This window comes from Pseudonocardia ammonioxydans (assembly GCF_900115005.1).
Taxonomy (GTDB): Bacteria; Actinomycetota; Actinomycetes; order Mycobacteriales; family Pseudonocardiaceae; genus Pseudonocardia; species Pseudonocardia ammonioxydans.
On the sequence record NZ_FOUY01000002.1, the window covers coordinates 164,729 to 184,890 of the forward strand.

The 20,162-nt window shown below is 74.2% G+C and carries 20 protein-coding genes; 17 read left to right on the forward strand and 3 right to left on the reverse strand.

What is annotated here, in order from left to right:
• Positions 1–7 precede the first annotated feature (7 nt).
• Positions 8–766 (forward strand): DivIVA domain-containing protein, encoded by a 759-nt coding sequence (locus BM093_RS03260; protein WP_093336936.1) that lies wholly within the window; start codon positions 8–10, stop codon positions 764–766.
• Between the two features lie 6 nt (positions 767–772).
• Here the strand turns inward: BM093_RS03260 and BM093_RS03265 are convergent, their stop codons facing one another.
• Positions 773–1,279, reverse strand: a complete 507-nt coding sequence (locus BM093_RS03265) for a VOC family protein (protein WP_093336939.1) — start codon at positions 1,277–1,279, stop codon at positions 773–775.
• 62 nt (positions 1,280–1,341) lie between these two features.
• On the opposite strand from BM093_RS03265, the gene BM093_RS03270 reads away from it, so the two are divergent.
• The 10 genes from BM093_RS03270 to BM093_RS03315 all read left to right on the forward strand — a co-directional run bounded on the left by BM093_RS03270 (position 1,342) and on the right by BM093_RS03315 (position 9,364).
• A complete protein-coding gene (locus tag BM093_RS03270; RefSeq protein WP_093336942.1) occupies positions 1,342–2,124 on the forward strand; it encodes a helix-turn-helix domain-containing protein in 783 nt (260 codons plus the stop codon).
• Between the two features lie 87 nt (positions 2,125–2,211).
• Positions 2,212–3,396 carry an FAD-binding domain gene (locus BM093_RS03275; RefSeq protein WP_093336945.1) on the forward strand — a complete coding sequence of 395 codons (1,185 nt, stop codon included), beginning with the start codon at positions 2,212–2,214 and terminating at the stop codon, positions 3,394–3,396.
• 2 nt (positions 3,397–3,398) lie between these two features.
• On the forward strand, positions 3,399–4,031 hold the full coding sequence (locus tag BM093_RS03280) for a TetR/AcrR family transcriptional regulator (RefSeq protein WP_093336948.1): 633 nt from the start codon (positions 3,399–3,401) through the stop codon (positions 4,029–4,031).
• A 63-nt stretch (positions 4,032–4,094) separates the two neighbouring features.
• Positions 4,095–5,132 carry a nucleotide-binding protein gene (locus BM093_RS03285; RefSeq protein WP_245773272.1) on the forward strand — a complete coding sequence of 346 codons (1,038 nt, stop codon included), beginning with the start codon at positions 4,095–4,097 and terminating at the stop codon, positions 5,130–5,132.
• Positions 5,133–5,159: 27 nt separating this feature from the next.
• Positions 5,160–5,741: a YceD family protein gene (locus BM093_RS03290; protein WP_093336951.1), complete on the forward strand. Its 582-nt coding sequence runs from the start codon at positions 5,160–5,162 to the stop codon at positions 5,739–5,741.
• Positions 5,742–5,856: 115 nt separating this feature from the next.
• Positions 5,857–6,039, forward strand: coding sequence for a 50S ribosomal protein L32 (rpmF, locus tag BM093_RS03295; protein WP_093336954.1), 183 nt, complete (start codon positions 5,857–5,859; stop codon positions 6,037–6,039).
• A gap of 7 nt (positions 6,040–6,046) precedes the next feature.
• Entirely contained in the window at positions 6,047–6,799 is a 753-nt protein-coding gene (gene rnc, locus BM093_RS03300; protein ID WP_093336957.1) for a ribonuclease III, read from the forward strand.
• Positions 6,800–7,681 (forward strand): bifunctional DNA-formamidopyrimidine glycosylase/DNA-(apurinic or apyrimidinic site) lyase, encoded by an 882-nt coding sequence (mutM, locus tag BM093_RS03305; protein ID WP_093336960.1) that lies wholly within the window; start codon positions 6,800–6,802, stop codon positions 7,679–7,681. It begins immediately after the preceding gene.
• 118 nt (positions 7,682–7,799) lie between these two features.
• Positions 7,800–8,117 (forward strand): PadR family transcriptional regulator, encoded by a 318-nt coding sequence (locus BM093_RS03310; RefSeq protein ID WP_093336963.1) that lies wholly within the window; start codon positions 7,800–7,802, stop codon positions 8,115–8,117.
• 53 nt (positions 8,118–8,170) lie between these two features.
• The gene (locus tag BM093_RS03315; protein WP_143105241.1) at positions 8,171–9,364 is read left to right on the forward strand and encodes an HAAS signaling domain-containing protein; all 1,194 of its coding nucleotides are present in this window, start codon (positions 8,171–8,173) and stop codon (positions 9,362–9,364) included.
• Positions 9,365–9,441: 77 nt separating this feature from the next.
• Here the strand turns inward: BM093_RS03315 and BM093_RS03320 are convergent, their stop codons facing one another.
• Together BM093_RS03320 and BM093_RS03325 are read right to left on the reverse strand one after the other, a co-directional pair.
• Entirely contained in the window at positions 9,442–10,503 is a 1,062-nt protein-coding gene (locus tag BM093_RS03320) for a magnesium and cobalt transport protein CorA (RefSeq protein ID WP_093336969.1), read from the reverse strand.
• A 124-nt stretch (positions 10,504–10,627) separates the two neighbouring features.
• Positions 10,628–11,515, reverse strand: coding sequence for a CAP domain-containing protein (locus BM093_RS03325; RefSeq protein WP_245773273.1), 888 nt, complete (start codon positions 11,513–11,515; stop codon positions 10,628–10,630).
• Between the two features lie 21 nt (positions 11,516–11,536).
• Between BM093_RS03325 and BM093_RS03330 the strand changes: the two genes are divergently transcribed.
• From BM093_RS03330 to BM093_RS03355, 6 genes are all read left to right on the forward strand, one after another.
• The gene (locus BM093_RS03330; RefSeq protein WP_093336972.1) at positions 11,537–11,827 is read left to right on the forward strand and encodes an acylphosphatase; all 291 of its coding nucleotides are present in this window, start codon (positions 11,537–11,539) and stop codon (positions 11,825–11,827) included.
• Positions 11,828–11,904: 77 nt separating this feature from the next.
• On the forward strand, positions 11,905–12,324 hold the full coding sequence (locus tag BM093_RS03335) for a VOC family protein (RefSeq protein WP_093336975.1): 420 nt from the start codon (positions 11,905–11,907) through the stop codon (positions 12,322–12,324).
• A 120-nt stretch (positions 12,325–12,444) separates the two neighbouring features.
• The gene (locus tag BM093_RS03340; protein WP_093336978.1) at positions 12,445–16,170 is read left to right on the forward strand and encodes an AAA family ATPase; all 3,726 of its coding nucleotides are present in this window, start codon (positions 12,445–12,447) and stop codon (positions 16,168–16,170) included.
• A gap of 81 nt (positions 16,171–16,251) precedes the next feature.
• The gene (ftsY, locus tag BM093_RS03345; protein ID WP_177238236.1) at positions 16,252–18,207 is read left to right on the forward strand and encodes a signal recognition particle-docking protein FtsY; all 1,956 of its coding nucleotides are present in this window, start codon (positions 16,252–16,254) and stop codon (positions 18,205–18,207) included.
• Between the two features lie 320 nt (positions 18,208–18,527).
• Positions 18,528–19,787, forward strand: coding sequence for an ammonium transporter (locus tag BM093_RS03350; protein ID WP_425439100.1), 1,260 nt, complete (start codon positions 18,528–18,530; stop codon positions 19,785–19,787).
• 3 nt (positions 19,788–19,790) lie between these two features.
• Entirely contained in the window at positions 19,791–20,129 is a 339-nt protein-coding gene (locus BM093_RS03355) for a P-II family nitrogen regulator (RefSeq protein ID WP_093336981.1), read from the forward strand.
• Positions 20,130–20,162 lie beyond the last annotated feature (33 nt).

The following is a 20,162-nucleotide window of genomic DNA, read 5'->3' on the forward strand; positions in this document are numbered from 1 at the left end:
TCGCGGCGTGTACCGGGTCTTCGAGTCACTGGACGCGCTGGTGACGATCGTCGAGGAGGCGCGCAGCGTCCCGATGACGTCCAACTGCGTCGTCCCGCGCGGCGACGTGCTGGAACTCCTCGACGACGTCCGCGAGGCGATCCCGGGCGAGATGGACGACGCCCAGGACGTGCTGGACCGCCGCGACGAGGTCGTGTCGGAGGCGGAGCGGGAGGCCGAGGAGACCCGCACGGCCGCGAACTCCGAGGCCGAGGAGACGCTGCAGAACGCCCGCACCGAGGCCGAACGGCTCGTCGCCGAGGCGCAGGAGGAGGCCTCCCGGACGCTGGCCGAGGCCCGGCACGAGGCCGAGCGCGCCGTCGCCGACGGCCGCCGGCAGTACGCCGAGCTGACCGACCGGGCCCGGGACGAGGCGGAGCGGATGACGCACGCCGGCCGGGCGGCGCACGACCGCCTCGTCGCCGACGGCCAGAACGAGCAGACCCGGCTGGTCTCCCAGACCGAGGTCGTCCGGGCCTCGCACGCCGAGGCCGGGCAGGTCGTCGACGCCGCGCACGCCGAGGCCGACCGGCTCCGCCGGGAGTGCGACGACTACGTCGACACCACCCTCGGGGAGCTGGAGGCCACCCTGAACAACGCCCTCGGCGTCGTCGGCCGGGGCCGCAGCCAGCTCTGGCGCGGGCAGTACGGCCCCGGCTACGACACCGGTGGGCGTGAGTATCCGCAGGACGGGCGCACCGGCACCGGGATGGACCTGATCGATTAGCTCCGACTAGCCCTGCTGCGCCGCCCACTCGGTGACCCGGCGCTCGCTCTCCTCCGGGGACAGGTCCTCGACCCGCGTCATGATCGCCCAGCGGACGCCGTACGGGTCGACGACCGAGGCGAAGCGGTCCCCGGAGACGAACGTCGCCGGCTGCTCCCGGATCGTCGACCCGGCGGCGGCCAGCGTGGCGACGGCGGCGTCGACGTCGGTGACGTAGACGGCCAGCGACATGCTGACCGGGTGGTCACCGGGCTCGGCGGAGACCAGCCCGTAGTCCGGCATCGCGTCGCTGACGGTGAACCGGCCCGCCGCCAGCTCCAGCTCTGCGTGCCCGATCAGCCCGCCCATCTCGGTGATCGACACGGCCCGGGCGCCGAGCGCCGCGGAGTAGAGTTCGATCGCCTCGCGGGCAGGGGAGGCGACCACGTGCGGCGTCAGCGAGGTGCTGACCGTCGGGCGGCCGTCGGTGGTGTGCTCGCCGGTGAGTGCGGCAGTGCTGGTGGTGTTCGTCATGGGTACGAGCGTCGCGCGGGCTCCGGGCGGTCTCTAGAAGATTCCCGACAGGAGGGGAACAGATGGTCGACTCGCGCGGGCATCTCACCCCGGGTGCCCCGGAGGTGGCGCTGTCGCGGTTCCCGATCGGGCTCGACGACCTCGTGCGGTGGGCCTGGGTGGTCCGCTGGGACGTCGCCCCCGGGCGGACGAGTGTGCAGCGCGTGCTGCAGTACCCGGCGTTCAACCTGGTCGTCGACCCGATCGGCGCGCGCCTGTACGGGCCGAAGACCGTCGTCGACACCCGTGAGCTGGCCGGACGATCCTGGGTGGCGGCCGTGCTGTTGCGGCCCGCCGCGCTGCCGCTGCTCAGTGCGACACCACCCGCCGCGCTGCAGGGCGCCTCGGAGCCCGTCCCGGACGCCCCGGTGGGGGCGGTGACGGCGGCGATGCGCGACTCCGCCGACCCGGACCGGGCGGTGGCGGGCGTGCTGCGGGAGTGGCTCGCTCCCTGTGCCGCGCGGGTGGGTGCGGCCGGGCGCCTGGTCAACCGGGCGTGCGCGCTGGCCGAGGACCGCGCCGACGTCGTCCGGGCCGACCAGCTCGCGGCGGAGGTCGGGGTCGCGCCCCGGACGCTGGAGCGGCTGGTCCGCGCGCACGTCGGGCTCACGCCGCTGTGGCTGATCGAGTGCCGACGCCTGCAGCACGCCGCCACCACGCTGCGGCTCGAACCGGACACCGATCTCGCGGTGCTCGCCGCCGACCTCGGGTACGCCGACCAGGCGCACTTCACCCGTCGCTACCGGGCGGTCGTGGGGGAGACGCCGGGGGCGACCCGGCGGGCCGCCCGCGCGTCCACCGACTGACCGCACCCTGCCGGGGCGGCAACTCGGTACCGATCTGTGGACCACCGGTCTAGACTGGTGGTCCAACCATCGGTTCGGGGGGATGACATGAAGACGGTGATCGTCGGCGCAGGCGTGGCGGGACCGACGCTGGCGTACTGGCTGGTGCGGGCGGGGCACGAGGTCGTCCTGGTCGAACGGGCTCCCGAACCGCGCGCGGGCGGGTACGTGGTCGACTTCTGGGGCGCGGGGTACGACGTCGCCGAGCGGATGGGCGTCGTCGACGACCTGGAGCGGCGCGGCTTCCGGATGAGCGAGGGACGCTCGGTCACGGCGGCGGGCCGGCGCATCGCCGCCCTGGACCCGTCGGCGCTCGTCGCCGCGACCGGCGGACGCTACATCAGCATCGCCCGCTCCGAGCTGGCGAACGTGCTGCTCGACGCGGTCGCCGACCGCGTCGAGCTGATCCGCGGCGACACCGTGGCGGCCCTGGACGACACCGGCGACCGGGTCCGGGTGGAGTTCGAGAGCGGCGCGCGCACCGACGCCGACCTGGTGGTGGGTGCCGACGGGCTGCACTCGCGGGTGCGCCGGCTGGTCTTCGGGCCCGAGGACCGCTTCGAGCGCTCCCTCGGGATCGTGGTCGCGGCGTTCGAGGTCGACGACCACACCCCGTACGACGAGGGGATGGCCGTGATGCACGCCGGCGTCGGCTATCAGGTGGTGCGGGTCGGGCTGCCGGGCGGACGCACCCTGTTCCTGCTGACGGTCCGGCACGAGGGCGCACTCCCGGACGACGCCGGCGCGCAGCAGGCCCTGCTGCGCGAGCGCCTGGCCGGCGCCGGGTGGGAGGTGCCCCGGATCCTGGACGCGATGCCGGGCGCCGCCACGTTCTACTGCGACCGGGTCAGCCAGATCCGGATGCCGTCCTGGACCCGGGGGCGGGTGGCCCTGGTCGGTGACGCCGCGGCCTGCGTGTCGCTGCTGGCCGGGCAGGGTTCGGCGCTGGCGATGGTCGAGGCGTACGTGCTGGGCTCGGAGCTGGCCCGCTCGGACGGTCACCCGGCGGCGTTCGCCCGCTACGAACAGCGGCTCGCCGGGTTCCTGCGGGCCAAGCAGGACGCCGCCACGGGACTCGGCACGGTCTTCGCGCCGGCGAACCGGTTCGGTCTGCTCGTGCGGAACGCGGCGCTCGCGCTGACCGGGCTGCCGCGGGTCGGGGTCCTGATCGCGGGCCGGAGCCTGTCCGACGCCGTCGAGCTGCCCGGCTTCCCGGCCGCGCGGGAGGCGTGAGGATGGTCCGGTCCCGCTACGCGCGGCTCCCGCAGGACCAGCAGCGGACGATCGAGCGCGCCGCGCTGGACGAGTTCGCCGCCCACGGCTTCCACGACGCCTCGCTGAACCGGGTGCTCGAGGCGTCGGGCATGTCCAAGGGGTCGCTGTACTACCACTTCGACGGCAAGGAGGACCTCTACGTCCACGTCGCGCGGGTGGAGCTGGAGCGCCTGTTCGACGGGCTCGGGTCGTTCCCGCTGCCGGAGACCGGGGGCCCGGACGCCTTCTGGGCCGCTGTCGAGGACCACTACCTGCGGATCGTGACGGTCCTCGCCGGAACCCCGAAGCTCGCCGCGCTGCTGCGGGGCTGGATCGCGGCCTCCGGGAACCCGGCCCTGCAGCAGGCGCAGGAGGAACTGGCGCAGCTGATCGAGCCCTGGACCGGGCGGGCGCTCGCGGCCGGGCGGGCGGCCGGCGCGGTGCGGACCGACCTGCCGCCCGGGCTGCTGGTCGCGGTGGTGTTCGGGATGGGGCAGGCGATGGACACCTGGTTGCTGGCCCACGAGCCGGAGGACCCCGAGCGGGAGCTGCCCGGGCTGGTCCGGGCACTGGTCGGCATGATCCGCGGCGCGCTGGCCCCGCCCGGCCTGTGACGGCACGTCGAGCGGGCCCGCGAACGCTCCGGTGAACGGGACCGTCGTACTACTGTTCGTCCCATGGCGCGCCGGCCCGAGCCCGATCCCGCGACCTGGTGGGAGCGCTACGGGCACCGTCTGGAGGGACCACCCGTGACGACCCGACCGGCCGACCAGCCCGACCGGCCACCGGCGCCCGCTGCGCCGGACCTGCGCGAGGACGAGGTGCTGCGCCCGCGGGCCGAGCGCCCCGGGTCCGGGTGGCGGCGGCTGCTGCACGACGTCACCGGGGGCCGGGTCAACCCCGGGCGCAGCGATGTCGAGGAGCGCCGCGCCGAGCTGCTGGAGCGGGTCCGCGGCCGGCTGCCCGGGGCGCACCGGGTCGCGGTCATGTCGGTCAAGGGCGGGGTCGGGAAGACGACGGTGGCGGCCTGCCTGGGTCTGACGCTGGCCGAGCACCGTGGCGACCGCGCCGTCGTCCTCGACGCGAATCCGGACGCGGGAACGCTCGCCGACCGGCTCACCGGCGACTCGCGGGTCACCGTGCGGGAGCTGCTCGACGACATCGACCGGGTCGCCACCTGGACCGACGTCTCCCGTTACACCAGCCTCGCCGGCCGGCTGCAGGTGCTCGCCTCGGAGCAGGACCCGGCCTCGGGGGACGCGTTCCGCCGTGACGAGTACGAGCGCGTCTGCGACCTGCTCGGCCGGTACTTCAACATCATCGTCACGGACTCCGGGACCGGCCTGGTGCACTCGGCCATGGAGGGGACCCTGGCGCGGGCCGACTCGGTCGTCGTGGTCGGCGCCCCGACCGTCGACGGTGCCGGGCGGGCGAGCAAGACCCTGGACTGGCTGGTCGCGCACGGGCACGACGACCTGGCGCGCGACGCCGTCGTCGTCCTGTCCGGTGACCGGCAGAGCCCCGAGGTCGACGCCGGTCGCGTCCTCGAGCACTTCCGCGCGCGCGTGCGCGGCGTGGTGGAGGTCCCGCACGACCCGCACCTGGCCACCGGTGGCCGGATCGACCCGGACCGGCTGCGGCCGGCCACCGCGGCGGCGTTCCTCGAACTCGCCGCCCTGGTGGCGGACGCGTTCGACGTGCGGCGACGCCGCTGAGACCACACGCGTACCCTGGGCCGGGTCATGAGCACGCAGCGCACCCCTGATCGTCCCGACGACAACCCGTGGGTCTTCAGTACCCGCGAGCTCGCCCGGCGGCCCGGCACCCAGCGCACCGTGAGCCGGACGGTGCCCGCCCCCTCGGGTGCGGAGGCGATCGGTCTGGTCGGTGTGATCGCCGTCCCCGGCGGGTCCGGCGTCGACCTCGACATCTCCCTGGAGTCGGTGACCGAGGGCGTCTACGTGTCCGGGACCGCGACCGCCTCGCTCGAGGGCGAGTGCTCGCGGTGCCTCGACCCGGTCACCGACGACGTCGAGATCCGGATCGGCGAACTGTTCGCCTACCCGGACTCGGTGACCGAGGAGACCACCGACGCCGACGAGATCCCGCGCCTGGTCGACGAGCGGATCGACCTCACCCAGACGGTGCGCGACGCGGTCGTCACCGACCTCCCGATGGCACCGCTGTGCACACCGGACTGCCCCGGTCTGTGCAGTGACTGCGGCGAGAGGTGGGCCGATCTCCCGTCGGATCACGGGCATGAGACACTGGATCCTCGTTGGGAGGCACTCGAGGAGCGCCTCCCCTCCAGTGAGCAGCGCTGAGCAGCACCGAGCGATCACCGCTGAGCACGGAACAGCACCGCCCGCGCCGGTGATCCCCGCGGTTCCCGCCGGTGGTGCGCCAGACCTGATCGACGAAATACCGAGGAGAGTCATCATGGCCGTTCCCAAGCGCCGGATGTCGCGGTCCAACACGCGTTCGCGCCGGTCGCAGTGGAAGGCCACTGCGCCGACCCTGGTCGCCTGCTCGAACCGCGCCTGCCGCGAGCCGAAGCTGCAGCACATCGCCTGCCCGACCTGCGGTCAGTACGACGGCCGGCAGGTCACCCGCCCGGCCTGATCGGGTAGTGGGAGACAAGAGTGTGACCGGTCCGGTGACGGACCGGTCTCCTCTGCTGTCCGCGCTCGGTGTGGAGCTGGGCGACGAGCTGCTGACCCTCGCGCTCACCCACCGGTCGTACGCGTACGAGCACGGGGGGCTGCCGACCAACGAGCGCCTGGAGTTCCTCGGGGACTCGGTGCTGTCGATCGTCGTCACCGAGCGGCTGTACCGGGACCACCCGGACCTGCCGGAGGGCCAGCTGGCGAAGCTGCGGGCCAGCGTCGTGAACATGCACGCCCTGGCCGGCGTCGCCGCGGCGCTCCCGACACCGGAGGGCGCGTCCCACGGGCTCGGGTCCTACCTGTACCTGGGGCGCGGCGAGGAGATGACCGGTGGCCGCGGCAAGGCCAGCATCCTGGCCGACGCCACCGAGGCGCTGCTGGGCGCGGTCTACCTGCAGTACGGCCTGGAACCCTCCCGTGAGCTGATCCACCGGCTGTTCGCGGAGCTGCTGCGGTCCGCACCGCTGCTCGGCGCCGGCCTGGACTGGAAGACCAGCCTGCAGGAGCTCACCGCCGCCGGCGGGCACGGCGTGCCCGAGTACCGGATCGACGAGGAGGGCCCGGACCACCTCAAGGTGTTCACCGCGACCGCCGTCGTCGGGGGCCGTGACCTCGGCAGCGGCGCGGGGCGCACCAAGAAGGAGGCCGAGCAGAAGGCGGCCGAGCTCGCTTGGCGCGCCCTGTCGGCCGAGCAGAACACGGGCTCCACCCTGTAGATGCCCGAGCTCCCCGAGGTCGAGGTCGTCCGCCGGGGCCTCGCCGACCACGTCCTGGACCGGCGGGTGGCCACCGTCGAGGTGCGGCACCCGCGTGCGGTCCGCCGGCACGCGACCGGCGCGGACGACTTCACCGCCCGGCTGACCGGCCGCACCGTGCGGGCCGCGGCCCGTCGTGGCAAGTACCTGTGGCTGGAGCTGGACTCGGCCGACCCCGGTGACAGCGCTGAGGACGCCCTGCTCGCCCACCTCGGCATGAGCGGGCAGATGCTCGTCGAGGACGCCGCGCAACCCGACGAGAAGCACCTGCGGGTGCGGATCCGGTTCGACGACGACGGCCCCGAGCTGCGGTTCGTCGACCAGCGCACGTTCGGCGGCCTGTCCGTGCACCCGCTGGCCCCCGCGACCGGCGGCGGGCTGGTCCCGGAACCGGTCGCGCACATCGCGCGGGACCCCATGGATCCCGCGTTCTCCGCCGAGGACGCCGTGGCCGCGCTGCGCCGCAGGCGGACCGAGCTCAAGCGGGCGCTGCTGGACCAGACGGTCGTCTCCGGCATCGGCAACATCTACGCCGACGAGGCGCTGTGGCGGGCGAAGCTGCACGGGCTGCGGCCGACGGAGAAGCTGACCCGGGCGCAGGGCCATGCCGTGCTCGACGCGGCCACCACCGTCATGACCGAGGCGCTCGCCCAGGGCGGGACCTCGTTCGACGCGCTCTACGTCAACGTCAACGGTGCCTCCGGCTACTTCGACCGCTCGCTCGACGTCTACGGGCAGACGGACCGGGCGTGCACGCGCTGCGGTACCCCGATCCGCCGCGACGCGTTCATGAACCGGTCCTCGTTCACCTGCCCGCGCTGCCAGCCGAGGCCGCGGCGCTGAGCACCGGTCGCGACCCCGTCGCGATGCGCCCACGACCCCCGCACGACACGCAGACGTTGCAACGCCATCGACACTACTGCGGATCGCGTACTAGTCTCCCGTGTAGAAGGAGGGGGCGATGGACACCAGCCAGTTGCTCAAGGGGGTGCTCGATCTCGCGGTCCTGGCCGTCCTCGACAGGGAGGACGGGTACGGCTACGAGGTCGTCCGTGCCCTGCGCGCCGCCGGGCTGACCGAGGTCGGCGACGCCTCGGTGTACGGCACGCTGCGCCGGCTCTACGGGGCCGGCCTGCTGACGTCGTACGTGGTCCCGAGCGAGGAGGGGCCGCACCGGAAGTACTACGCGATCAACGAGCCGGGCCGGGTCCGGCTGGGGGAGACGACCCGTCGGTGGCGGGAGTTCGCCGCGACGATGGACGGGCTGGTGAGCACGTGACCGGGGGCCGCGGGACGGGCGTCGGGGACGACGGAAGCGAGGACATCGGGGCGATGGGGACCAGCACCGACGAGACGGTCCGGATCGAGGATCCGGTGACCACCGACTACCTGGCCGGGCTGCGCACGGCACTGGGCGACCTGCCGTCGTCCGAGCTGGAGGAGATCGTCGAGGACACCCGCGGGCACCTCGCCGACCTGGACGGGGAGCTCGGGGAGGGCTACGACCGTGCCGCGGTGCACGAGCGGCTCGGTGCGCCCGAGGGGTACGCCGCCGAGCTGCGTGCGGCCGCCGGCTTCCCGGCGCCCCCGGCCGCGCCGCCGCGGGGCCGGTTCCCGTGGGCCGCCTGGTTCGCGGTGCTGATGCTGGTGCCGGCGACCCTGCTGGCCGGGGTGTCGGGGCTCGCGGGCCCGGACGCCGCCGCGCTGCTGGGGATCGCCCTGGTCGTGGCCGGTGTCGGGGCCCTGCCGGTGCTCGGGCAGGGCCCGCGGCTCGCGCCGGTCGGGGCGCTGGGGCCGGTCGCCGGGCTGCGCGACCGGCTGTCCCGGCGGGCGACGGTCGGGCCGGGGGCGCCGTCCGACGGCGCGGTCACGCCGGACGGAGCGTCCCGGGCGCCCGGGATCGTGGCGTTCGTGGCGGGGCTGCAGCCGGGCTGGTGGGTGCTGCGGGCGATCGCGGCGGCCGGTGTCGGCGTCGTCCTGCTGGGGTTCGACGACGGCTCGGCCGGGCTCCTCGCGGGGGTGCTGCTGGCCGTGGTCGCGGTGCCGCTCTCGGTGGCGCTCGGGTACCGGGCCCGTGCCGACCGGCGCCGGCTCTGGCTGGTCGTGCCGCTCAACGCCTTCGCAGCAGGTCTGCTGATCGCGGCGGCCGAGACGATGCTCGAGCCCGATCCTCCCGTCACCGGGTCGCCGATCGGGTTGGCCCAGGACGGTGAGCCGGTCACCGAGGTGCGGCCGTTCGACGCCGCGGGCCGCCCGCTGTCCGGCGTCCACCTGTTCGACCAGGACGGGCAGCCGTTGACGGTGTACGAGTTCGCCTGCACCGACGAGAACGGCGTGAACGTGCTCGGTGAGGACCAGGCGGGACCCTTCCCGCGGGACACCCGCACCGTCGACCCGGAGACCGGCCGGTGCACGACCACGCCGCCGGAGCCGATGGTCGTCACCGTTCCGGGCGCCGCACCGACGCCGGCCACATCCGTGGGTGCACCCCCGCCGGCGACGACGGCACCGCGGCCGGGCGGCTGAGCCGCCCGCGAGAACCTGCCGGACCGGGGGAGCCGGCGGCCGGGGCCGGGCGCGTGCCGGGGGGTGCGCGCCCGGCCCTACAACCAGTCGTTCAGCTTGAACGTCGTGTACAGCGCGAGCGCGGCGACGATCATCAGCCCGAACGCCATCGGGTAGCCGAACGTCCAGTGCAGTTCGGGCATGTTGTCGAAGTTCATGCCGTAGACGGCTGCGATCAGGCTGGGGGCGAAGATGATCGCCGCCCACGACGAGACCTTCTTCATCTGCTCGTTCTGCTGGTAGCCGGCCTCGCTGAGCCGGGTCATCTCCTCGTTCTGCCGCTGGGCGACCAGCGTCGCGTTGACGGTGAGGATGTTGCCGAGCAGGTCCCGGAAGCCCTCGACGCGTTCGCGGACCCGGGTGGCGTGGTCGATGACGTCGCGCATCGCCCGGCGCAGCTCCAGGTCGGGGCTGTCCCCGGACTTGGCGAAGCGCCCGTGCAGCTCGGCGAAGATCTCCTGCAGCGGTTCCACCGCGCGCTGGAACGCGATCACCTCGCGGGTCAGCTGGTAGATCCGCCGGGACACGTGCGGATCGCCCTGGAAGACCTGCTCCTCGATCTGGTCGATGTCGTCCTGCAGCCCGTCGAGCACCGGCATGTAGTCGTCGACCACCCGGTCCAGGACGGCGTACAGCACTGCCATCGGCCCGTGGGCGAGCAGGTCGGGGTCGCGTTCGAGCCGGTGCCGCACCTGGGCGAGGTCCGGTTCGACGGCGTGCCGGACGGTGATCACGAAGCCCGGGCCGAGGAACAGGTGCACCTCGCCGATCTGCACGACCTCGTCGCGGTCGACGTAGCGGGCCGGCCGCAGCACGACGAACTCGGTCTCGCCGTAGCGCTCCATCTTGGGCCGCTGGTGGGCATTGACGGTGTCCTCGACGGCGAGGCCGTGCAGCGCGAACTCGTCCGCGACCTCGTGGATCTCCGCCAGGTCCGGGCGGAGCATCCCGATCCAGCAGAAGCTCTGCGTGTCCGCGGACCCGTCGCCCGCGACGCGCTCGTCCCGGCACCGTCGCAGTTCGTCGACGGCCCGCTCGATCGAGCCGGGGGCCGCGGCCCGGCGGCCGTCGACGTACACCGCGTTGTCGATCACCGACATGGTCTGCGACCACTCCCGTCCGCCGGTCGTCCCGGCTGCCGGGCAGCCTAGCCACCGTCGCGCGGCGGTGCCGGGTGCGCGCGAGGTCCGGTCCGGAACGGGGTCAGCGCCCGAAGTAACGGGGTCAGCGTCCGAAGTTCTGTGTCCAGTACCCGTCGGCGAGACCGACCCCGATCGTGGTCAGCGAGCAGTTCAGGATGTTCGCGCGGTGGCCCGGGGACTCCATCCAGTCCTGCACGACGTCCGCCGCGTCCTGCTGGCCCATCGCGATGTTCTCCGCCCCGGGCGCGTCGTAGCCGGCCGCGGTGATCCGGTCCGCGAAGTCGCGGCCGTCCTGGCTGTCGTGGGCGAAGTAGCCGCGGGCGGCCATGTCCTCGCTGTGCGCCTGGGCGGCCGCCGTGATGCGCGGGTCCACGGTGAGTGCGGAGCACCCGGCCTGCGTGCGCTCGGCGTTGGTCAGCTCCACGACGCGTGCGGCCGCCCCGGACAGGCCGGTGGCCGGGGTGGTCGCACGCTCGCCGGCGGGAGCGGGATCCGGACCGGGTGCGGAGGTCCGCTCGGGTGCCGGCGCCGCCCGATCCGTCTGCTCGGCCGCCCGGCGGACGGCGGCCGCCTCGAGAGCTGCGCGGGCCGCGACCGCGTCGAGGGCAGCTCGGGCCGCCGAACCCGGGTCGGCGGGCACGGCGGCGAGGACGGCGCGGGTCGCGTCCGCGATGTCCAGCACCGGCGGTGGCCCGGGGACCGGAGGGGGCGCGGTGGTCGGCCCCGGCGCGGCGGGGGCCACCCGTGCCGGCGGGGTCGGCCCTGCTGCCGGTGTCGTGCCCGCCGGTAGCAGGGCGCCCGCAACCGGCGGCACACCGACGACGCGCAGCGGAAGGGTCTCGTCGACCCCGGCCGGGCCGGGCGGCGAGGCGTCCACCGGGGTGAGCGGGGCGGTCACGGCCAGCACGGCACCGGCACCGACCCCGCCGAGCACCGTGCGGGTGGTGCGCGGGGTGCGTCGTCGGGTCACGGCGTGTAACGTAACACCACTGTGAGTAGCAACACAGACTCCGCCGTTCGGCTCACCGCGTGGGTCCGGGGAGAGGTGCAGGGCGTGGGTTTCCGCTGGTGGACGCGGGCGCGGGCGCTCGAGCTCGGGCTGGTCGGGCAGGCCCGGAACCTGACTGACGGCCGGGTCGCGGTGACCGCGGAGGGTGATCGCGGTGCCTGCGAGCGGCTGCTCGACCTGCTGAAGGGTGACTCCACGCCCGGACGTGTGACCTCGGTCACCGAGAGCTGGAGCGGGGCGAGCGGCGCGTTCACCGGATTCGTCGAGGCGTGACGCGGGCGGGCCGACCGACGAGTTCCTGTCGGTGCCCGGGTCTACAACGGTGCACACACCCGGTCGAGGAGGCCCGTATGAGCGTCCGGCTCAATCCCTACCTGCACTTCGAGAACTCCGCGCGTGCGGCGATGGAGTTCTACCGCTCCGTGCTCGGCGGCGAGCTGCAGATCATGACGTTCGGCGACATGGGCGGCGAGGGACCCGTCCCGCCGCCGGACGGGGTCATGCACGCCTATCTGGAGACCCCCGACGGGCTGGTGCTCATGGCCTCCGACGGCGACCCGGAGCGGCCCGTCGGCTCCGCGGCGGCCGGGGTCTCGATCAGCCTGTCCGGCGACGACCTCGGCACGCTGGAGCGCTGGTTCACCGCGCTCGGTGACGGCGGCACCGTGGACGTGCCCTTCGAGAAGCAGATGTGGGGTGACGTGTTCGGCCAGCTCACCGACCGGTTCGGTGTCCGCTGGCTGGTGAACGCCGCCACCGGGCAGGGCTGACCCGCTCGCCGGGATCCGCGTGGCCGGGCCCCGCTGCGCGCGGGGTCCGGCGCGGCGGTCCGGGGCGCCGCCGACCGCCCGATACGCTGGTGCTCCCCGTTTTCTGGAGAGCCGTCCCCCGTGCACCTCAAGTCGCTGACGATGAAGGGCTTCAAGTCCTTCGCCTCGGCCACCACGCTGCGTCTGGAACCGGGGATCACCTGTGTCGTCGGCCCGAACGGCTCGGGCAAGTCCAACGTCGTGGACGCGATCAGCTGGGTGCTCGGCGAGCAGGGTGCCAAGGCGTTGCGCGGCGGCAAGATGGAGGACGTCATCTTCGCCGGCACCTCCGGCCGCGCCCCGCTCGGTCGCGCCGAGGTGACGCTGACAATCGACAACTCCGACGGCGCGTTGCCGATCGACTACTCCGAGGTATCGGTCACCCGGCGGATGTTCCGGGACGGGGCGGGCGAGTACGAGATCAACGGCTCCCGGGCCCGGCTGCTCGACGTCCAGGAGCTGCTGTCCGACTCGGGTATCGGCCGGGAGATGCACGTGATCGTCGGGCAGGGGCAGCTCGACGGGGTGCTGCAGTCGAAGCCGGAGGACCGGCGTTCCTACATCGAGGAGGCCGCCGGGGTCCTCAAGCACCGCAAGCGCAAGGAGAAGGCGCTGCGGAAGCTCGACGCGATGCAGGCGAACCTGACCCGGCTCACCGACCTGACCGCCGAGCTGCGCCGCCAGCTCAAACCGCTCGGCCGGCAGGCCGAGATCGCCCGCCGGGCTCAGTCGGTGCAGACCGAGCTGCGCGACGCCCGGCTGCGGATCGCGGCCGACGACCTGGTGACGCTGCAGGAGGAGATCACCCGGGAGCAGGCGGACCAGGAGCAGGCCCGCCGCCGGCGTGCCGAGGCCGAGGAGCAGCTCGCGACCGCCCGGGAACGCCAGCAGGAGCTGGAGACCGCCCTGGCCGCGGACGCGCCGCGCCTGCAGGTCGCGCAGGACACCTGGTACCAGCTGTCCGCGCTGGCCGAGCGGCTGCGCGGCACCGTGCGCCTCGCCGAGGAACGGGTCCGGCACCTGACCTCCTCCGAGGCCGCCGAACGCACCCCCGGCCGCGACCCGGACGAGACCGAGGCCGAGGCCGAGGCGATCGCCGAGCAGGAGGAGGAGCTCGTCGCCGCCGTCGCCGAGGCGCGTCGCCGGCTCGACGAGGTCGTGCAGGAGAAGGCCGAGCGGGAGCGGACCCTCGCCGCGGCCGAGCGCGAGCACCTCGCCGCGGTACGGGCGATCGCCGACCGGAAGGCCGGTATCGCGACGCTCGCCGGCAAGGCCGACGCGCTGCGCTCCGGCGTGGCCGCGACCGCCGAGGAGATCGAGCGGCTCTCCGAGGCGCTCGCCGAGGCCTCGACCCGGACCGAGGAGGCCGAGGCCGAGCTGGAGTCCACCCGGGAGAGCCTCGGCATCGAATCCGACGGTCCGGACGGGTCCGGTGGATCCGGTGCCGAGGAGGGGCTCGCCGAGCGGATCGAGCAGGCCGAGGCCGGGCACCGGGCCGCCCGGGAGCGGGTCGCCGAGCTCGCCGGCGCCGAGCGGGAGGCCGAGCAGCGGCGCGCGCACTGGCGGGCCCGGGTGGAGGCGCTCGAGGTCGGGCTGGTCCGGCGGGACGGCACCGGCACCCTGCTCGGCACCGGCTCCGACGGGGACGGCGGCGCCGGCGGTGCCGGCGGTGCTGTCGACGGGGTGCTGGGCGCGGTGGCCGAGCTCGTCGCCGTCGAGCCCGCGGGCCGGACCGCGGTCGCGGCGGCGCTGGGCGAGGTCGGCGAGGGCGTCGCGGTGGCCTCGGTGCCGTCGGCGGCCGCGGCCCTGCGGGCGCTGCGCGACGGGGACGCCGGTCGGGCCGCGCTGCTCGTCGGTGCCGATCCCGGCCCGGGTTCCGGCGGCGCAGGTTCGGACGGCGCAGGTTCGAACGGCGTGGGTTCCGGCGGCGCGGGTTCGGACGGGGCCGCTGCGGTGCCGGTCGCCGTCCCGGACGGTGCGCCACCCGCGGGGCGGTGGGCCGCGTCGCTGGTCACCGCTCCGCCCAGGCTCGCCCCCGCGCTCGCCGCGTTGCTGGGCGAGGTGGTCGTCGTGGACGACCTGGACGGTGCGGCCGCGGTGCTGACGGCCCGTCCGGAGCTCACCGCCGTCACCTCCGACGGGGACCTGCTCACCGCGCACACCGCCCGCGGAGGTGCGGATGCGGGCGAGGGGGCCCTGCAGCTGCAGGCGGCCGTGGACGACGCCGTCACCGAGCGGGACGCCGTCGACGCCGAGCTGGCATCGCTGCGGCCCACCCTCGAGGGCGCCCGCGCCGAGGAGGAGGCCCGGGCCGCCGACGTGCAGCAGGCCCGCGAGGCCGCCGCCGAGGCCGACAAGCGCCGCGCCGCCGCGGCCGCGCAGCTGGGCCGGCTCGAGCAGGTGGTGACCTCGGCGCGGGCCGAGGCACAGCGGCTGCGGGAGCGGCGGGACGCGGTGGAGGCCCGCCGCTCGGAGTCGCTGATCGAGCTGGAGGCCGCCGAGCAACAGCTCTCGGTCGCCGAGGACGTACCCACCGAGGACGAGCCGGACACCGAGTTGCGCGACGAGGCCGCCGAGCGGGTCGAGGAGGTCCGCTCCGAGGAGGTCGAGTGCCGGCTCGCGCTGCGGACCACGGAGGAGCGGGCCCGCGCCATCGCCGGCAAGGCCGACTCGCTGCGCCGCCAGGCCCAGTCCGAGCGGCAGGCCCGGGCCCGGGCGGCCGCCGCGGCCGAGGAGCGGGAGCGGGCCTCGGAGATCGCGCGGCTCGTCGTCGAGGCCGGTGCGACGGCCTCGGAACGGATCGAGGTCTCGCTCGCCACCGCGGCCGCCGAGCGGGACGAGATCCAGGCCGCCCGCGCCGGGCGCGAACGCGCCCACAACGAGGCCCGCGAGGCCACCACCCGGCTCACCGCGCTGCTGGAGAAGCTCACCGACGCCGTCCACCGCGACGAGATGGTGCGCCAGCAGACCCGGATGCGGCTGGAGCAGCTGACCGAGAAGATCCTCGCCGAGCACGGCATCGGTGCCGACGACCTCGTCGCCGAGTACGGCCCCGACGTGCCGGTACCGCCGTCCGAGGCCGACGTCGCCGAGTACGAGGCGGCCAGGGAGCGCGGGGAGCAGGTGTCCGCGCCGCCCGCGGTCCCGTACGACCGGGCCACCCAGGAACGGCGCCGGGCGCGGGCCGAGAAGGACCTGTCGCAGCTCGGCAAGGTCAACCCGCTGGCGTTGGAGGAGTTCGCGGCGCTCGAGGAGCGCTACCGGTTCCTCTCCACCCAGCTCGAGGACCTCAAGAACACCCGCCGCGACCTGCTCACCGTGGTCCGGGAGGTCGACGACAAGATCCTCGAGGTCTTCACCACCGCCTACAACGACGTCGCGGCCGAGTTCGAGACCGTGTTCGCGACGCTGTTCCCCGGCGGTGACGGCCGGCTGGTCCTCACCGACCCGGACGACATGCTCACCACCGGCATCGAGGTGGAGGCCCGCCCGCCGGGCAAGAAGGTGAAGCGGCTGTCGCTGCTCTCCGGTGGCGAGCGGTCGCTGACGGCGATGGCGCTGCTCGTGGCGATCTTCCGGGCGCGGCCGTCGCCGTTCTACGTGCTCGACGAGATCGAGGCCGCCCTCGACGACGTCAACCTGCGCCGGCTCATCTCGCTGATGGAGGAGCTGCGGGCGACCAGCCAGCTGATCGTCATCACCCACCAGAAGCCGACGATGGAGGTCGCCGACGCGCTCTACGGGGTCTCCATGCGCGGTGACGGGATCACGCAGGTGATCTCGCAGCGGCTGCGGCCCGCGTCGTAGGGGCGGGCGCGCGGCCGGGCCGGACACGCGCGCCGTGATGCCCTGCGCGCCCGTGCACCCGGTCGTGGCAGGGTTGTGCGGGTGACCACGCAGACCATCTGGATCGTCGTCGCGGTCGTCGTGGCCGTGCTGCTGATCGCCCTGGTCGCCGGGGTGATGATCGCCCGCAAGCGGCGGATCAGCCTGCGCGAGGACGAGCAGCAGCGCGAGCTCGAGACCGAGAAGGAGCCACCGAGGAAGGGCGGCAGCTACCAGGCCGGCGGTGGCTTCAACTTCTCCTCCGGTACGGCGGCGGCGCCCGAGCGCCCGCGCGCGCCCGCGGCCCCCGAGGACACCGGGGCCGGGGTGACCGAGCCGGTCGCGCGGCCCGGCACCACCCCGGTCGACGAGACCCCGACCGCCGACGAGGTGCGCACGCCCCCGGGCGGCACCCCGGTCGTGGGCGGTGCCACCGAGGCCCGCACCCCGCCCGGCGGCATCCCGGTCAGCACCGCGCCGCCGGTCACCCCGGGTGGGACGCCGAGCAGCCCGACGGTCCCGACCGAGGGCCGGGAGCCGGACGGGCGGGTCATCGACACGGCCGAGGCGAGCAAGGACCCGGCGACCCGGCAGCTCGCGCGTCCGGACACCGAGGCCACGCAGAACCTGGCCACCGACGGTGGTGCGACCCGGGAGCTGCCGCGGGACCCGTCCGGCACCGGGGCCACGACGGAGCCGCCGGCCGACACCGCCCCGACAGCCGGCACCGCGCCCACGGACACCGCCCCGAGCACGGACACGACCCCCGCCGCGGACACCGCGCCTGCCGAGGAGCGCGCCCCGACCAGGGACACGGCGCCGACCAGGGACACAGCGCCGACCAGGGACACGGCGCCGGACACGACGACGGTGCCGGACGTCGACACGGTCCCGGACACGGTCACCGGCCCGGTCCCGGACGCCCCGCCGGCGACGGACACGGACACGGTGCCGACGACGGACGCCGGCCCGGTCCCGGACACCGCGGCGTCCACGGACACCGCAGTGCCCACCGACACCGCAGCGCCCGCCGACACCGCAGCGCCCACCGACACCGCTACCGCGCCGGTCGCCCCGTCCGCCCCGGAGGAGGAGATCGCTCCCGCCGAGGGCCGCATCGGACGGCTGCGGGGCCGGCTGTCCCGGACCCGCTCCGGCTTCGGGCAGAGCCTGCTCGGCCTGCTCGGTGCCGGCGACCTCGACGACGAGTCCTGGGAGGACGTCGAGGCCACCCTGCTGCAGGCCGACCTCGGCCCGGAGATGACCGAGGAGGTCGTCGAGAAGCTGCGCGAGCAGCTCGCCACCCGCGGTGTCCGCACCGCCGACCAGGTCCGCCAGACCCTGCACGACGTCCTGCTCGAGGCCCTGGACACCGGCCAGGACCGGTCGGTGCACGCGCTGCCGCACGACGGCAGGCCTGCGGTGCTGCTCGTCGTCGGCGTCAACGGCACCGGCAAGACCACCACCACGGGCAAGCTCGCCCGGGTGCTCGTCGCCGGCGGGCACCGGGTCACGCTCGGCGCCGCGGACACCTTCCGCGCTGCCGCGGCCGAGCAGCTGGTCACCTGGGGGGAGCGCTCCGGCGCCGGGGTCGTCCGCGGCCCGGAGGGGTCCGACCCGGCCTCGGTCGCGTTCGACGCCGTCAAGCGCGGCACCGACGACGGCGTCGACGCCGTCCTGCTCGACACCGCGGGCCGGCTGCACACCAAGACCGGCCTGATGGACGAGCTGGGCAAGGTCAAGCGGGTCGTGGAGAAGCAGGCCCGGGTGGACGAGGTGATCCTCGTGCTCGACGCCACCACCGGCCAGAACGGGCTCACCCAGGCCCGGGTGTTCGGCGAGGTCGTCGACGTCACCGGGATCGCGCTGACCAAGCTCGACGGCACCGCGAAGGGCGGGATCGTGTTCCGTGTGCAGCGCGAGCTCGGCGTCCCGGTGAAGCTGGTCGGGCTCGGCGAGGGCCCGGACGACCTGGCCCCGTTCGAGCCGAAGGCGTTCGTGGACGCCCTGCTGAACTGAACTCCTGCGGCACTGAACTCCTGCCGCACTGAACTCCTGCGGCACTGAACTCCTGCTGCACGGCGCGGGTGCCCCGGCACGGGGTGCCCGCGCCGTCGTCGTTCCCGGGTGATCCGGTCCGGTAACGCGACCGTCATGCGATCCGGGCAGCTGTTAACGGTCGCGAAACGGTACGGCGCCGGATGCGAAACACGCGATCAGCATTCTTCCTCCCCAGTCGGGTCCCCGACGGACGTGGGAGGAACGAAACCGTGCCACAGGAAGCCCTGAACGGCGGCGATACCGCCTGGATCCTCGCGAGCGCCGCGCTCGTACTGCTCATGACACCCGGGGTGGCGCTGTTCTACGGCGGCCAGGCCCGGTCCAAGAGCGTGCTGAACATGATGATGATGTGCTTCAGCTCGCTGGGGGTCGTCGGGGTCCTCTGGATCCTGTTCGGCTACTCGATGGCCTTCGGTCCCGACCTCGGCGGGGGCCTGCTCGGCAACCCGTTCGCTTACTTCGGCCTCACCTCGATCCTGGCGAACGACCAGGCGACCGAGACCCTGCCCCAGCTGGCCTTCGTCAGCTTCCAGGCGATGTTCGCCATCCTCACCGTGGCCCTGATCGCCGGTGCGGCGGCCGACCGGATGCGCTTCGGTGCCTGGATCCTGTTCTCCGGGTTGTGGGCGACGCTGGTCTACTTCCCGATCGCGCACTGGGTCTTCGACCTGGAGCAGGGCTGGATCGCCACCGGCCTGGGCGCGCTGGACTTCGCCGGTGGTACCGCGGTCCACATCAACGCCGGTGTCGCCGCGCTGGTGCTCTGCATCGTCCTCGGCAAGCGCCGCGGCTGGCCGCGGGAGGCCATGCGCCCGCACAACCTGACGATGGTCATGCTCGGTGCCGGCCTGCTGTGGTTCGGCTGGTTCGGGTTCAACGCGGGTTCCTCCGGTGCCGCCGACTGGGCCGCCGCCTTCGCGTTCACCAACACGATCGCCGCGACCGCCGCCGCCATCCTCGGCTGGCTGATCGTCGAGAAGATCCGCTACGGCAAGGCCACCTCGCTGGGCGCGGCGTCGGGCATCGTGGCCGGTCTGGTCGCCATCACCCCGGCCTGCGCCGCGGTGTCGCCGCTGGGCGCGCTGGCCATCGGTGTCATCGCCGGTGCGCTGTCGGCCTACGCGGTCGGCTGGAAGTACAAGCTGGGCTTCGACGACTCGTTCGACGTCGTCGGCGTCCACCTGGTCGCGGGTCTCTGGGGCACGATCGCGATCGGCCTGTTCGCCACCGACATCGCCCCCGACGAGACCAACGGCCTGTTCTACGGCGGCGGCGCCGCCCAGCTCGGCATCCAGACCGTCGCCGTCCTGGCCACGATCGCCTACTGCGCGGTGGTCACCGCGATCATCGCGCTGGTCGTCAAGGCCGTGCTCGGGCTGCGGATCGACGACGAGGCCGAGCAGGCGGGTATCGACGAGGCCGAGCACGCCGAGACCGGTTACGAGTTCTCCGGTCTGCGCGGTGGTGGCGGCCTCGGGTCCGGCCCGAAGCCGTCGGTCGCCGCCGCCCCGACCACCCCGGCGAAGCAGGAGGCCTGACCCATGAAGCTCGTGACCGCCATCGTCAAGCCGTTCGTCCTGGAGGACGTCAAGGCCGCGCTGGAACAGATCGGGGTACTCGGTCTGACCATCAGCGAGGTCCAGGGCTACGGCCGCCAGAAGGGCCACACCGAGGTCTACCGGGGTGCCGAGTACTCGGTCGACTTCGTGCCCAAGGTGCGGGTCGAGGTCGTCGTCGACGACGCGTTGGGGGACAAGGTCGTCGACGCGGTGGTCGAGGCCGCGCGGACCGGCCGGATCGGCGACGGCAAGGTCTGGGTGACCTCCGTGGAGACCGTCGTGCGCGTCCGCACCGGCGAGCGTGGCGCCGACGCCGTCTGACCTGCAGCACACAGCACGAGGCGGGCCCGTCGC